Raw genomic sequence first — 13940 nt, forward strand, 5'->3', positions numbered from 1 at the left:
TCACCCATCCTTTCAAGCACCATGGAGTGTTGCGATGAGCCCAGCTGAACCGGTCACAGGTTTGATTCTTTCCGGCGGCGGGGCTCGGGCGGCGTATCAGGTGGGGGTGCTGGCGGCGATTGCCGAATTGCTGCCGTTGGGCGCGGACAATCCGTTTCCGGTGATCGTCGGCACCTCGGCCGGGGCGATCAACGCGGTCAGCCTCGCCAGTGGCGCTACGGACTTTCGCGCCGCCATCGAACGTCTCACCTTGTTCTGGCAGGGCTTTCGCAGCCATCGCGTGCTGCGCAGTGACTGGCCCGGGGTTATCCGTCAGGCCAGCCGCTTTGTCAGCCACAGCTTGCTCGGCGTGGGGCGACAATTGCCGGTGGCGCTGCTCAACAGTTCGCCGCTGCGCGATCTGCTCAATGAAAAACTGCACATGCCCGGCATCGCCGAATCGATTGCACGCAAGCAATTGCATGCGGTGGCGGTGACCGCGTTCGGCTATGAGTCGGGGCAAGCGGTGACGTTCTATCAGGGCGGCGGCACGATCGATTCATGGCTGCGTCATCGGCGCATTGGTGTGCCGACGCAACTGTCGGTGGATCACTTGCTGGCCAGCTCGGCGATTCCGTTGCTGTTCGCGCCGGTGAAAATCGGCGATGAATATTTTGGCGACGGTGCGGTGCGGCAATCAGCGCCGATCAGTCCGGCGTTGCACCTGGGCGCCAGTCGGGTGCTGGTGGTCGGTGTCAGCGGCAACCCGCGCGGCATTGATCCGCAGCAGCCGCTGGAGCGCGCTTACACGGGGCAGCAGCCGACACTCGCGCAGATCGGCGGGCACATGCTCAACAGCACGTTTATTGACAGCCTGGAAAGCGACATCGAGTTGCTGCAGCGTCTCAACCAGTTCAGCCACTTGATGCCTGCCGGAACGCCGACCCGTGAGTTAGGAGTGGCGCCGGTGGAGGTGCTGGTGATTTCGCCGAGTCAGCCGATCGATGAAATTGCAGCGCGGCATCGTCAGGAATTGCCGGCGGCGTTGCGTTTGTTTCTGCGTGGGCCGGGTGCGACCAAGACGAGTGGGGCAGGGGTGTTGAGTTATCTGCTGTTCGAGGCGGGGTATTGCAGCGAGTTGATTGATCTGGGGCGCAGGGATGCGTTGGCCAAGCGCGAGGAGCTTTGCCGATTTTTGGGCATATCCGAGGCGGTGGTCCGGGCCTGAAATCTGCGGGGAGGCCTTCGCGAGCAGGCTCGCTCCCACATTGGAACTTGGCCGAATGTGGGAGCGAGCCTGCTCGCGAAGCTCTTAGAATCAGAAGTGGAACTTCACCAGGAAGCTCGTGGTGCTCTGATTGGTCTTGAACGCACCGGTGTCGTCGATGCCGTACTTGTCTTTCCAGTAGTCGTATTCCACACCGACATACAACTGCTTCTCGCCAAAACTCAGCGCCTTGCCCAAGTCATATTTGATCTGTGGGTTGAAGTGCAGGTTGGCGTGGTAATCGCCTTTGGAGTTGGAGTCGTTGTCGGTGACCCAGTCCATGAAGCCGTCGATCAGGATGTCCGACTTGCCGACCGGGATGGTGTAGGACCAGACCGGAGTGATCTGCCAGACATTGTCACCGGCGCGAGCACCTTGGGTGTGACGCTGGTAGAAGTTCAACTGGAAGTAGTCGAAGCCCGGGATCGCCAGGTCGAAGCCTGGACCGATCAGGTACGACTCGGTGTCACCTTCGCCGAACTCGTAAGTCATCGCCACCAGGACGTCTTTGATCGGGCCGAACTCGATCTTCTGGTCGAGCACTTTGCCCAGCGAGATGCGCGGGCTGAACTCACCGTAGTAGGTGTTCGGACCGTTGCTGAAGTCCTTGCCACCGTTGTAGAAGATCTTGTCGAAGAAAAAGAAGTTATCCCCATAAGTCCACGCGTCGGCGTGCTCGAAGGTGACGGTCTGCTGGATGCGCGGGTTGACCTGGAAGTCCTTGCCATAAAGGTAGGTCAGGCTGTTGTTCTGCCACTGTAGCAGGCCTTCGGCCATGGCTTGGCCGCCGGCCAACATCGATCCCGCGAGCATCAGGCTGGTGCACATACGTTTCATTCGGTTGCTCCCAAAGTAGGTGTTCCACGTTTATTTTTTTTAAGATCGGCGCTCTGGTGTGGCGCCTTTTTTCGTTGCTGCAAAAGTCATCCGATCGGTCAGCTTCGTTGCTGTTAGCAAGAGCCGAGCCAAGGCTTTCGAAAAGCAAAAAAACACCCGCTCGGCTGCTGAAAAACAGTCGATTGAGTGTGTTTTCGGGATGCCTCGGTACTGACCGGGGCCGGGATAAGTTGGCTTTTCGGTCAGGAATTAAATCCGGGCTTTTTTTTAGACCGAATTCAAGAGGCCGCGGAGAATACTGACTCAACGGCCAGCTCTCAAGTGCCCCGCAACAGAGCACCGACGACAGGCATGGGGCACGGTTGCGGGCCATCTTAGAAATGCACCTTTACCAGCAGGCTGGCGGTGTTCTGATTGGTGTCGAAGTTGTGGGTGTTTTCGACTCCGTATTTGTTTTTCCAATAGCTGTATTCGGTGCCGACATACAGTTGCTTGTGACTCCAGCCCAAGGCTTTGCCCAAGTCATATTTGATCTGCGGATTGATGTGCAGGTTGGCGTGGTAGGTGCCGCGCGAGTTCTCGTCGTTGTCGACCACCCAATCGAGGTAGCCGTCGATCAGCACATCGGAATTGCCTAAAGGAAAGCTGTAGGACCAGCCGGGAGTGATCTGCCAGACGCCGTCGCCGGGGCGCGGGCCTTCGGTCTGGCGGCGGAAGATGTTCAGGGTGACGTAATTGAAACCGGGCACCTTGAGGTCGAAGCCGGGGCCGATCAGGTAGGCCTCGCTGTCGCCTTCGCCGTACTCGTAAGTCATCGCCAGCAGCACGTCTTTGATCGGGCCGAACTCGAGCTTCTGGTCGAAGATCTTGCCAAACGAGAAGCGCGGGGTGAATTCGCCGTAGAAGGCGTGGGGGCCTTTGTTCGCGTCTTCTTTGCCGTTGTAGAAGATCTTGTCGACGAACAGGAAGTTGTCGCCGTACTTCCACTTGTCGGCGTGCTCGAAGGTCAGCGTCTGCTGGATCGACGGGTTGATCGCGAAATTCTTGCCGTACAGATAGCTGAGGCTGTTGGTCTGCCACAGCAGTAGATCGCCGGCCATGGCCTGACTCGCGGCCAACAGGCCGCCACTCAACAGAACGTTGGTTTGCGTGCGAATCATCTGTTGCTCCCTCTTGTTTTTATTGTTTGAGGCGCAGAGCTTTTTTTGCCCTTTGTAGGAGTGAGCCTGCTCGCGATCGCGGTGTGACATTCAACACATCAGTTGACTGAAAAAACGCTATCGCGAGCAGGCTCACTCCTACAGGGGGGCATCGGTGTTGCTGTCAGTGCTGGTGCGCGTGACAGTCGTTGATCGCTGCGCGCTCTTTACCGCCAAGAATGTTGAACAGCAGGTTCAGCGTCAGCGCGCTGAGCGTGGCCATGGCGATACCACTGTGGGTAATCGGGCTCATCCACAACGGCAGATGCGCGAAGAACTCCGGACGCACCACCGGGATCAGGCCCATGCCGATGCTCACCGCGACCAGCAACTGGTTGCGACGGTCACCGATGTCGGCTTCCTGGAGAATCTTGATGCCGGTCGCGGCAACCATGCCGAACATCGCAATCGCTGCACCGCCGAGTACCGCCGGTGGAATCGACGCCACCAGGAATGCCGCTTTCGGCAACAGGCTCAGGACGATCAGCAAGCCACCGGCAACGATGGTCACCGAGCGGCAACGCACGCCGGTCATCTGCACCAGGCCGATGTTCTGGGCGAACGAGGAGTGGGTAAACGTGTTGAAGAAACCGGCCACGAACGAGGCGCCGGCATCACACAGCAAGCCGCGACGCAGCATGCGCGGGCAGACTTCCTGGCCGGTGATCTTGCCCAGCGCGAGGAACATCCCGGTGGATTCAACAAAGATGATCACCACCACCAGACACATCGACAGGATCGGCGCGAGTTCGAACTTTGGCATGCCGAAATGCAGCGGGGTGACGAACTGAATCCATGGCGCGTTGGCCATGCCGCTCAGGTCGACCATGCCGATCGCGCCGCACAGGATGTAGCCGAAGCACATGCCGATCAGTACGGAAATGTTGACCCAGAAACCGCGCATGAAGCGGTGGACCAGCAGAATAGTGCCCAACACCAGTGCGGCGATGGCCAGATAAATCGGTGAGCCGAATTGCGCGGCATCGACGCCGCCGCCAGCCCAATTCACGGCCACGGGGAACAGCGACAAACCGATCGAGGTGATGACCGTGCCGGTCACCAGCGGCGGGAAGAAGCGCACAACCTTGGACATGAACGGCGCGATGAGCATGCCGAAGAAACCGGCGGCGATCGTTGCACCGAAGATGCCTTGCAGGCCGATACCGGGCATGCCGGCCATGGCGACCATGCTGCCGACCGCAGCGAAACTGGCGCCCATCATCACCGGCATGCGAATGCCCATCGGGCCGATGCCCATGGATTGCACGATGGTGGCGACACCGGCGACCAGCAGGTCGGCGTTGATCAGGAAGGCAATTTCTTCACGACTCAGGCCAGCGGCCTGTCCAATGATCAGCGGCACCGCGATGGCGCCACCGTACATCAGCAGAACATGTTGCAAACCGACCAGGATCAGTTGCAAAAGGGGCAATCGCTGAATGGCGGGTGCGTCGGGGATGCGCGCTTTGGACAGCTCGGACATGCAACACCTCGGATCTTTTTATTCTTGTGATTAACAGCTGTTGGGTTGCTCACAGCTGTTTCTTTGCATCAGGTAAAACCGCGTTGCGGCGATTCGCGAGCAGGCTCGCTCCCACAGGAAATGCGCGATCTCTGTGGGAGCGAGCCTGCTCGCGAAGCTTTGTTGCTTAGTTGGTCTGCGCTCCCTGGGCGATCCATGCACCGATCAGGTCACGTTCCTGCTGGGTCATCTGAGTGATGTTGCCCAGTGGCATGATCTGCGTGGTAATGGCTTGCGCCTGGATGCGCGCCGCGTTCTGGCGAATTTGCTCAGGGGTGTCGAACATCACACCCGCGGGCGCTGCGCTGAACAACGGGCTGGTTGGCTTGGCCGAGTGGCAAACTGCGCAACGTTCTTGAATCACGGTGTGCACTTTGTCGAAACCCGGGCCAGCATTCGACGCCTGTGCCGGTGCTGCTGCAGGTTCGGCAGGGGCTGCCGGTGCCGCTTCAGCGGGTTTCGCGCCACCACCCAGTGCCGTTTCCGGCAGCGGTTGGTACTCGATTTTTGCTGGCGCCTTGGCCACTTCCGGCGCGGTCGACATCGGCGTTGGGCCGGTGACGTAGGCCAGAGTGATCATGCCCACCGCTGCCACTGGCAGAGTCCAGGCAAACTTGTGGCTGTCGTGACGGGTGTTGAAGTAGTGACGCACCAACACCGCCAACACGGCGATCCCGGCGAGGATCAACCAGTTGTACTGGCTGCCATAGGTGCTCGGGAAGTGGTTGCTGATCATGATGAACAGCACCGGCAGGGTGAAGTAGTTGTTGTGACGCGAACGCAGCAAGCCTTTGGCCGGCAGTGCCGGATCCGGCGTGCGGTTCTCGGCAATCGCCGCCACCAGTGCCCGTTGCGCCGGCATGATGATGCGGAACACGTTACCGACCATGATGGTGCCGATAATCGCGCCGACGTGCAGGTACGCACCACGACCGCTGAACACTTTGCTGAAGCCATACGCCGCACCGATGATCAGCACGAACAGAATGAAGCCGAGCAGAGCAGGGCGTTTGCCCAGGGCCGAATCACAGAGGAAGGAGTAGATGAACCAGCCGATAAACAGCGAGCCGATACCGATGGCCACGCCTTCAGGGCCGCTCAGTGTGCTGCCCGGAGCCAGCAGGTACAGCGTTGGATTGGAGTAGAACACCACGCACAGCAGCGCGATACCCGACATCCAGGTGAAGTAGGCTTCCCATTTGAACCAGTGCAGGTTCTCCGGCATTGCGGGCGGGGCCAGTTTGTATTTTTCCAGGTGATAGATACCGCCACCGTGGATCGCCCACAGGTCACCGGCCAGACCGGTTTTCGGGTTGACGCGGTTGAGGTTGTTCTCCAGCCAGACGAAGTAGAACGACGCACCGATCCAGGCCACGCCAGTAATCATGTGAACCCAGCGCACGCTCAGGTTCAGCCATTCCAACAGATGTGCTTCCACAGTCTTTACCTCTCGCCTGTCACTCTTGTTGTCGAGTGATCAGACCTTCTCTTATTGGTGGGGGGCGAGGATCAAACGCTCATCCTCTTTGAAAAAATGCTCATCGCAGTTATTGCCTGTGCCACTGCGATCAACCACCAGGAAGTCATCCCGCTTTTCGATCGTCAGCACCGGGTGGTGCCAGACGCCGCGATGGTAATTAATGCCCTGCCTGCCGTTGGTGACGAAGGCGCGGACCAAGCCTGATACAGGTTTATCGCCAATTGGCGCGACCACGATCAGAAAGGGGTTGCCGAGCAGCGGTATGAAAGCCTGGCTGCCCAGCGGATGGCGTTCCAGCATGCAAACGGTCAGCGGCATGTCCTGCGCGTCGGCGCGGAAAATGCTGATGATCGCGTTGTCCTCAGGCTGAGCGGTTTCGACCGTCGCCAGTTTATGGAAGCGCATGGTCGAACCGTTGTTGATCATGAAGTGATCGCTGCCGTCGGTTTCGATCACGTCACCGAAAGGGGCGAAGGCTTCTTTGGTCAGCGGTTCAATCGTTAGTGTGCGCATGCTGTTCTTCTTGTCCGAATTCTGTGTTGTTGGTTCTATTGCTTTCGCGAGCAGGCTCGCTCCCACATTTGGAATGCAGTCTCCTGTGGGAGCGAGCCTGCTCGCGAATGGCCTCACGGCTTATTTAGCGACCTTGCCCAATACACGCAGGCGACTCACACCACCATCCGGGAACACGTTCAGGCGGATGTGGGTGATCGGGCCCAGCGCTTTGATCTGCTCGACGAAGGTGTGTTCGGCGTGCATTTCCAGCTTCTGGCTTGGCAGCAGTTCACGCCAGAACAGCGACTGGGTTTCGATCTGGCTGTCAGTACCGCCTTTCACGAATGCGCCCTGAATCGAGCAAGTGTCCGGGTAGTTGCCTTTGAAGTGCAGGGTGTCGACGACGATCTTCTCGATCTCGCCCGGGTGACCCAGCGCGACGATCACCCAGTCATTGCCGGGCGTGCGACGACGTGCAGTTTCCCAGCCGTCGCCCATGTTGATGCCACGGCCCGGGTTGAGGATGTTGCTCATGCGGCCGAAGTGTTCGTCGGAGCAGGCGAGGGCGCGGCCACCATTCAGTGCTGCTGCCAAATCGACTTGCTCGTTGTCGCCAACCGCCGACCAGTCGCGGAACGGAATGCCGTACACGCGCAGACGGGCTACACCGCCGTCCGGGTAGATGTTGAAGCGCAGGTGGCTGAACGCTTGGACGTTGCTGATTTCATGGTAGTGGTGGCTGTTGCCCTGCAGCTCGACGGCCGACAGCACTTCAGTCCACTGAGTGTTTTCATCAGGCTCGCCCGAGGCCAGGAAGCAGGCTTCCAGAGAAGCCGATGGCGGGAAGTTGCCGGTGAAGAATGAAGTGTCGATGTCCACGCCTTTGATCGAGCCCGGTACGCCCAGACGGATCACTGCGCTGTCGAAGCCTTCGAAGCGCTTGCGGCGCGATTCCCAGCCGTCCATCCACTTGCCGTTGTCATCGAACACGCCCTCCTTCCATACGGCCGGGGTCGGTTGGAACAGACGGTTGGCGTCTGCGAACCAGTCATCGGTGACCGAGATGATTTTGGTGCCCAAGCGGGCATCGGCCAGGTTGACGAATTTTTCGAAAGGTACGGCGTAAGCTTTCATTCTTCTTGTCTGCCTTTAAATAAGTGGCTGGGGATGCTTGCAAGACCCTGGGTACTCTCCGCGTTTGATGTACTCGGGTCAGGCTTGCTAAAGAGTCAGTAAACGGAACAGGGCGATCTTGTTGATCTCCGCCAGCGCGCATTTGAATTCGGTGTCTTGCGAATTGTGAATGCGCGTTTCGAACGCCGCGAGGATCTGATGCCGGTTGCTGCCTTTTACCGCCATGATGAAGGGAAACTTGAACTTGGCTTTGTAGGCGTCGTTCAGCTCGGTGAAGCGCTGGAACTCTTCGGCCGTGCATTGGTGAATACCGGCGCCAGCTTGTTCATTGGTGCTGGCTTCGGTCAGTTGGCCCTGGACGGCCGCTTTGCCGGCCAGGTCCGGGTGAGCGTTGATCAGTGCCAGTTGACTGGCGTGATCGGCGCTCAACAGGATGTCGCTCATGCGCTGGTGCAGGGTTTCGATCTCGTCGATCGAAGCGTCCACGCCCAGGTCGTAGGCCTTTTCGGCCACCCATGGCGAATGTTCGTAGATGTCGGCGAAAGCGTTGACGAAAGCGTCGCGGCTCAGGGTCGACGGTTGCAGGGTTTGAAAGCGGCTCATTTGGCGGCCCCTTGGTACGGCTGGGTTTCGTGCCAGTGACGCGCGATGTCGACGCGACGGCTGAACCACACCTGTTCATGACTTTTGGCGTATTCGATAAAGCGTTTGAGCGAAGCGATGCGACCCGGACGGCCGATCAGGCGGCAGTGCAGACCGATCGAGAGCATCTTCGGTGCTTCGGCGCCTTCGGCGTAGAGCACGTCGAACGCGTCTTTGAGGTATTCGAAGAAATCGTCACCCTTGTTGAAACCCTGCACTTGGGTGAAGCGCATGTCGTTGGTGTCGAGGGTGTACGGGATCACCAGATGCGGCTTGCCGGTCGGGTTGTTCGGTTCCCAGTAGGGCAGGTCGTCGTCGTAGGTGTCGCAGTCGTAGAGGAAACCACCTTCTTCCATGACCAGACGACGGGTGTTCGGGCCGGTGCGGCCGGTGTACCAGCCCAGTGGGCGCTCGCCGGTGATTTCGGTGAGGATGCGGATCGCTTCGAGCATGTGCTCGCGTTCCTGCGCTTCGTCCATGTACTGGTAGTCGATCCAGCGGTAGCCGTGGCTGCAGATCTCGTGGCCGGCATCGACCATCGCGCGGATCACATCCGGGTGGCGCTGCGCGGCCATCGCAACGGCGAAGATGGTCAGCGGAATGTCGAATTCCTTGAACAGTTTCAGGATCCGCCAGACGCCGGCGCGGCTGCCATACTCGTAAAGCGATTCCATGCTCATGTTGCGCGCGCCTTGCAACGGCTGAGCGGCAACCATTTCGGACAGGAATGCTTCGGATTCTTTGTCGCCGTGCAGAATGTTGCGCTCGCCGCCTTCTTCGTAATTGAGTACGAAGGACAGGGCGATGCGGGCATTGCCCGGCCAGTGTGGGTGAGGAGGGTTACTGCCGTAACCGATCAGGTCGCGTGGGTAGTCAGCGCTCACTGCAGTCTTCCTTCTTATTCGTTGACAGATGGGTGTGGCGGCCTGGCAGGCTGGCGTCACAGCGATGGGCTGATTGTATACAACTTTATTCGCAATTTGTAAGCCTGAATTTTCGCATTTTTCACCGACTGTCATCTTTTACTGCTATTGGCCTGAGCCTGCAAGAAACCTGCCTGACCAGTCAGCTAATGGATAGGAGGTTCAATGAATAGGCGTATTGCTGGCTTATCCGCAGGAAACCCCCGAATGGCGGGGGTGATGTGAAAAATGTCGTTTTTATTGTGTACAATTTTTTTTAAAAGTGTCTTAATCAATCGCTCGCCGCAGCTTTTCGTGCTCCGAATCGGTGCGGTCTCCTTTTCAACTGACTTCGGGAGGCGCGAAGTCTGACTGCTCCACGCAGGCAGGCGCGCAGAATCAATGGGACGTTTGACAACACACGTTTTGGACGCTGCACACGGTTGCCCGGGCAGTTCGATCAAGGTCGAGCTGTACCGCGTTGAAGGTTCTCAACTGGAATTGGTCGCCAGTGCTGTAACCAACAGCGATGGCCGGGTCGATGCGCCGCTGCTGCAAGGCGATGATTATCGTACCGGCGTTTATCAGGTTCAGTTCCACGCGGGCGATTACTACCGCGCTCGTGGCGTGCAGTTGCCGGAGCCGGCATTTCTGGACGTGGTTGTGCTGCGCTTCGGCATCTCTGCCGAACAGGATCACTACCACGTGCCATTGCTGATTTCGCCGTACAGCTATTCCACGTACCGGGGCAGCTGACCCCCAAGCAGCTGCCCCCACCGGGAAGCGACTGCGCATATAGCTTCTTTGGTCTTTCGCCCGCTCACACTGCGGGCTTTTTTTATTTCAGCGTTTTATGACGATCTACAGGCGCGGCGCTCCAGGAAGATTCGGAGCGCAGTGAACAGTGTTCGGCTGTCTGTTAATTGTCAGGCAATGAAACACTGTGCATACCGGGCACTTGGTGCTTGCAACGACCCAACACTTGCAACTCTGAGTCACTGACCTCTCGCGCACTGCCTTTTTCCGCAAGCATCCACTTGCGGTTTGCCAGGCTGTATCGCAACGTCCCCTTGCAGCCATCCTTCATGACGGCATTTCTCACCAGGAGTTGCAGGCGCGCGAAGGGGACGAATTCCTTGGCCAGGTCTGCGCCAGTGGGAGGGGTGAAGTAGCGGGCGTCCAGACTGTCCGTACGAACATTTTCAAAGGTCAGATCAACGGTGTGAACGACACCTTTGGGTCCGATGACGAAAATTTGATCAACAAGGTCTTCTGGCCCGTATTCGGGTAAATGAATCGTGACGGTACCGATGTACAACCGGCTTCCCGCAAGGACGACTTTGAATGAGCCGAGTCTGCTCGCGTCAAGTTCCCACGTGGAAGAGTTGTTCAATCGGTGCGACGCGTTTTCCAGTCCGCCGGGGGTGGAGAGGCGCAAGACACGGTTTTCTCGCAGATGAACAAGATAGGTTGCCCCCGCGCCTTCGATGTTATCAATCGCAGTTTGTTCGGCAACGGGCAAGATATTGCAGCAAGACGAGACATGATCCAGTTGCAGTGCGCGAGAGTCGGGGACTTCAAAAGTTGCCTTGTGATTAATTCGTAGCGGAAAACGAAGTTCATGGCTGGTCAGGGTGTTTTTGTCGGTACGGTGTTTATACCCTGCTGGAGGCTTGGCGTACTCCTCTTCAAGGATCAGGGTGTGGGACTTGCCGTCTCTGTACACCAGCATATAGCCATGGGTCGAATGGTTGCCTCTGATTTTCTTCAGCGCAGCTTCAAGGGTTGTTTCCAGGTGTTGACCGTATCCGACGATTTGCAAAAGATGCTCACCAAAGTAAAACAGAAAATCGCAGGAAACATTGATTTTGTCTTTTTTTGCCGATTTGTTGGTTGCGATAGACGGACTTGTAGCGAAAGCCACCTGAGCGCTCGTCAGTTCGGAGCTGTCGAAGTCGAGAAATAGTCGAGTACCGAAAAAAGAGTCCGGGTTGCCCCCGGTAATGAATTGCGTGTGCTTGTTGAAACGCTGGACATAATAGTGGCTGTTCTGATTCGAAGGGACTTTGCAAATGGCGTTGTGGAGGATGATGGTTTTTTCAGGGTGCCCGTGTTTGATGATTTCAGCTTTTATATCAGCAGGCTCATCATGCTCAAATACCTCTGGCAAGTCAGCCCTCAAGTGAAAGCCATCTCGGGTGGTGAAGGTTAACTTGTTGTTGATAAGTTGCCGGTGATTGTCGGTTTTTTTATAAACATGCTGGATGAAAATCGTACTCTTCCGACCCCAATGGAAGTCGAACTCCAATGTGATTTCAAGGGCGTTGCGTACTACTTTCCAGCTTAGGATTTGGTCCATTCGCCAACCCAGCGAAATATGGCTCTCGTCAGCGCCATCTTCGGTAATGGAGACCCAGCCGTCCGGCAGTGCTACATGATAGAAATCCTTCCCGGATTCACCAGACGCCTTTGTGTTGTTCTTTAACAGATAAAGGGTGTCGTCACCGGCACCGGCGCTGATCGTATCGCTGCCCCTTGCCATGATGACGTTCGAGTCTTGATTGCCTGTAACAATGCTTGATCCGCCAACCAGGGTGTAAACGTTTTCGATGCTTTCCAACTGTGTCTTATGGACGTACTCCGTTTCGGAGTAAGAGGGTTCCACAGAGAGAATTTCCAGCGTACCAGCCGCTAGATCGATGCTGTATTTGCGACCCTGGGCGCGAAAAATCTGTTTGCCATCCATGACTAACGTATCGCTGCCTGCACCGCCTTTCAGTCTGGAAAGTTCAGTCTTCTCGTAAAAGCCTTCGATCAGGCCGGCAGCATATTGGGCAATGAACCTGTCGTCCTTTTCTCCACCGGTCAGGTCTTTTGTTCCGCTGCCGAAATAGAACGAGTTCGGTTTTTTCTGAACGCCGACAATCGAATCGTTACCATCGCCGATCATCCATAACACGCCTTTGTTTTCGCCCGGTGTGCCAAGCACTGCTCAGGGGGTATCTGCCGTCACGCCGTCTCGAGCGTCAAGCGTGTCGTCAAGTGCGACCACTTCCGGAACGTAGACGATGGGCGTTGTTTCCAGGCCCGACCAGTGCGTTACGCGTTCCCTCCGCTTATTGAGCCTGTCTTCATAGCGACCGTGTACCACCGCTTCGGCGCTGTCCTTGTGCGTCTCGTCGAGTATTTTTCTGGCGCTCGCCTGTAGTTGTTTAGCCGTTTCGATCCTGGCCCTGGCGAGTGCGTAGCGGTTCTTGATGTTCTGATCGATATCGAGGAAAAAAACGAACGAAAACCAACCGGTGCGCCAACGCTCTTCGAGGGTGAGTTCGATGTAATCGTCGATGTCATCGACCATACGCACGGCCCCGTAGATTTGCGAGCCGATGGCCATGATCGCTCCCGCTGCCAGACCGACCGGGCCTGCAAGCGAGAAACCGGCCAAGGCGGCAGCCCCCAGGATGACGGTCATGGCGGCACTGGCAATGTTCAAGCCGCCGCTGACAAAGTGGTCCATCGCTTCTTTGCCGGTTTTATTGCTGGCTGCGCTGAACTCTCTGACAGCACTGTAAATATCGAAGGGCAGGGTCAGTGCGCCTCCGATCAGTCCGCCTGAACGACTGAGTTTGATCCCGGCACTGGTTTTGACGAAATCCTTCATCGCACCGTTGGCGGCTTCAATCATGCGTTGGCCCATCTTTGTGATCGTGATGTCGACAGCAATCGACCCTAACTCGGTGCCGATACCAATGCTGTTGAAGATGATTTCATCCGTGTCATCCTTTTTGACGGCGTCGTAAACCCCGCGAATGCCCATCAGTATGCCGAATGACTGGATGCCGACGCTTGCACCGACCGTGGAATAGCTTTTGATCGCGAGCCAGCTCGGATTGCTCTTTTTTGATGAGTAGCCCAAGCGCAGATCCAGCCTCTGTGCCGAACTCAAAAGCTGCGTCATTTTTTTGCGGTAGCCACCTTCATCGAGTGGCGCTACCGCCTCTTCTCTAAGTAGCGGAGGGGCAGACAGGGGGCGTACTGTCGACATTTCGAAGAGCAGGGAAGGCAGCAAATAATCATCGCCGAAAGTCGATGCTTTCATGCGTTTCTCGATTTCGCTGTAGCTGAGTTGCAAGGCGTTCAAGAAAGATCGCCTGGGTGTTCTAAAGTTAGTGTTGTGGCCGGTCAGCGGTTGCCCGGCAATGGTCGCCCCCAGCGCGTCAAGCCCTCGGCGAGTCACAGTATAAGGACCGATTTTAAACGGTCCGTACAGGTCATCGAGCATTTTCAGTTGGCCCGGTTTGCGCCGCTTGCTCTCTGGCTTGGCGTTTTCCAGGTTGTTATCGATATCGGACCCAAAATCAATCGTCGAGGCCGTGCGTTGATTGGCATGAGTACCAATGTCGGATATTTCAATGGCATCAACAGATGTCGTCGGGTTTTCAACAGACAGGGTCGTGGACACGTGAACTTCCTTGTTCAAAGG

At 57.1% G+C, this 13940-nt stretch carries 12 protein-coding genes; 2 read left to right on the plus strand and 10 right to left on the minus strand.

All coding sequences use genetic code 11. From position 1 onward, the window contains the following. The first annotated feature begins 34 nt into the window (after positions 1-34). Positions 35-1207 (plus strand): patatin-like phospholipase family protein, encoded by a 1173-nt coding sequence (locus tag U6037_RS08610; RefSeq protein ID WP_322846432.1) that lies wholly within the window; start codon positions 35-37, stop codon positions 1205-1207. A gap of 90 nt (positions 1208-1297) precedes the next feature. On the opposite strand, the gene U6037_RS08615 is transcribed toward U6037_RS08610, so the two are convergent. From U6037_RS08615 to puuE, 8 genes are all read right to left on the minus strand, one after another. Then, a complete protein-coding gene (locus U6037_RS08615) occupies positions 1298-2083 on the minus strand; it encodes an outer membrane protein OmpK (protein ID WP_322846433.1) in 786 nt (261 codons plus the stop codon). A 374-nt stretch (positions 2084-2457) separates the two neighbouring features. Further along, positions 2458-3243, minus strand: coding sequence for an outer membrane protein OmpK (locus tag U6037_RS08620; protein ID WP_016982869.1), 786 nt, complete (start codon positions 3241-3243; stop codon positions 2458-2460). A 163-nt stretch (positions 3244-3406) separates the two neighbouring features. After that, positions 3407-4765, minus strand: coding sequence for a nucleobase:cation symporter-2 family protein (locus U6037_RS08625; RefSeq protein WP_322846434.1), 1359 nt, complete (start codon positions 4763-4765; stop codon positions 3407-3409). Positions 4766-4931: 166 nt separating this feature from the next. Further along, a complete protein-coding gene (locus tag U6037_RS08630) occupies positions 4932-6242 on the minus strand; it encodes a urate hydroxylase PuuD (protein ID WP_116032901.1) in 1311 nt (436 codons plus the stop codon). A gap of 51 nt (positions 6243-6293) precedes the next feature. Next, on the minus strand, positions 6294-6797 hold the full coding sequence (locus U6037_RS08635; protein WP_322847296.1) for an ureidoglycolate lyase: 504 nt from the start codon (positions 6795-6797) through the stop codon (positions 6294-6296). Positions 6798-6917: 120 nt separating this feature from the next. Then, positions 6918-7913 (minus strand): allantoicase, encoded by a 996-nt coding sequence (alc, locus tag U6037_RS08640; protein WP_322846435.1) that lies wholly within the window; start codon positions 7911-7913, stop codon positions 6918-6920. 87 nt (positions 7914-8000) lie between these two features. Further along, complete coding sequence (uraD, locus tag U6037_RS08645) at positions 8001-8516, minus strand: 2-oxo-4-hydroxy-4-carboxy-5-ureidoimidazoline decarboxylase (protein ID WP_093441657.1); 516 nt, start codon at positions 8514-8516, stop codon at positions 8001-8003. Then, positions 8513-9439 (minus strand): allantoinase PuuE, encoded by a 927-nt coding sequence (gene puuE / locus U6037_RS08650; protein WP_034151757.1) that lies wholly within the window; start codon positions 9437-9439, stop codon positions 8513-8515. The genes uraD and puuE overlap by 4 nt, the downstream gene beginning before the upstream one ends. Before the next feature lie 420 nt (positions 9440-9859). On the opposite strand from puuE, the gene uraH reads away from it, so the two are divergent. Further along, on the plus strand, positions 9860-10213 hold the full coding sequence (gene uraH / locus U6037_RS08655) for a hydroxyisourate hydrolase (protein ID WP_008080901.1): 354 nt from the start codon (positions 9860-9862) through the stop codon (positions 10211-10213). A 163-nt stretch (positions 10214-10376) separates the two neighbouring features. Here uraH and U6037_RS08660 read toward each other — a convergent pair whose 3' ends face one another. Then, positions 10377-12407, minus strand: coding sequence for a hypothetical protein (locus U6037_RS08660; protein WP_322846436.1), 2031 nt, complete (start codon positions 12405-12407; stop codon positions 10377-10379). Between the two features lie 42 nt (positions 12408-12449). Continuing rightward, a complete protein-coding gene (locus U6037_RS08665) occupies positions 12450-13919 on the minus strand; it encodes a hypothetical protein (RefSeq protein WP_322846437.1) in 1470 nt (489 codons plus the stop codon). Between the last annotated feature and the right edge of the window lie 21 nt (positions 13920-13940).

Source organism: Pseudomonas sp. B33.4 (assembly GCF_034555375.1).
In the GTDB taxonomy this organism is placed as follows: Bacteria; Pseudomonadota; Gammaproteobacteria; order Pseudomonadales; family Pseudomonadaceae; genus Aquipseudomonas.

Excerpts from the sequence above, each read along its gene's own strand:
- alc (WP_322846435.1), bottom strand. The coding sequence starts at position 7,913 with ATGAAAGCTTACGCCGTACCTTTCGAAAAATTCGTCAACCTGGCCGAT.
- U6037_RS08615 (WP_322846433.1), bottom strand. The coding sequence starts at position 2,083 with ATGAAACGTATGTGCACCAGCCTGATGCTCGCGGGATCGATGTTGGCC.
- uraH (WP_008080901.1), top strand. The coding sequence starts at position 9,860 with ATGGGACGTTTGACAACACACGTTTTGGACGCTGCACACGGTTGCCCG.
- U6037_RS08625 (WP_322846434.1), bottom strand. The coding sequence starts at position 4,765 with ATGTCCGAGCTGTCCAAAGCGCGCATCCCCGACGCACCCGCCATTCAG.
- uraD (WP_093441657.1), bottom strand. The coding sequence starts at position 8,516 with ATGAGCCGCTTTCAAACCCTGCAACCGTCGACCCTGAGCCGCGACGCT.
- U6037_RS08610 (WP_322846432.1), top strand. The coding sequence starts at position 35 with ATGAGCCCAGCTGAACCGGTCACAGGTTTGATTCTTTCCGGCGGCGGG.
- U6037_RS08660 (WP_322846436.1), bottom strand. The coding sequence starts at position 12,407 with ATGATCGGCGATGGTAACGATTCGATTGTCGGCGTTCAGAAAAAACCG.
- U6037_RS08635 (WP_322847296.1), bottom strand. The coding sequence starts at position 6,797 with ATGCGCACACTAACGATTGAACCGCTGACCAAAGAAGCCTTCGCCCCT.
- U6037_RS08620 (WP_016982869.1), bottom strand. The coding sequence starts at position 3,243 with ATGATTCGCACGCAAACCAACGTTCTGTTGAGTGGCGGCCTGTTGGCC.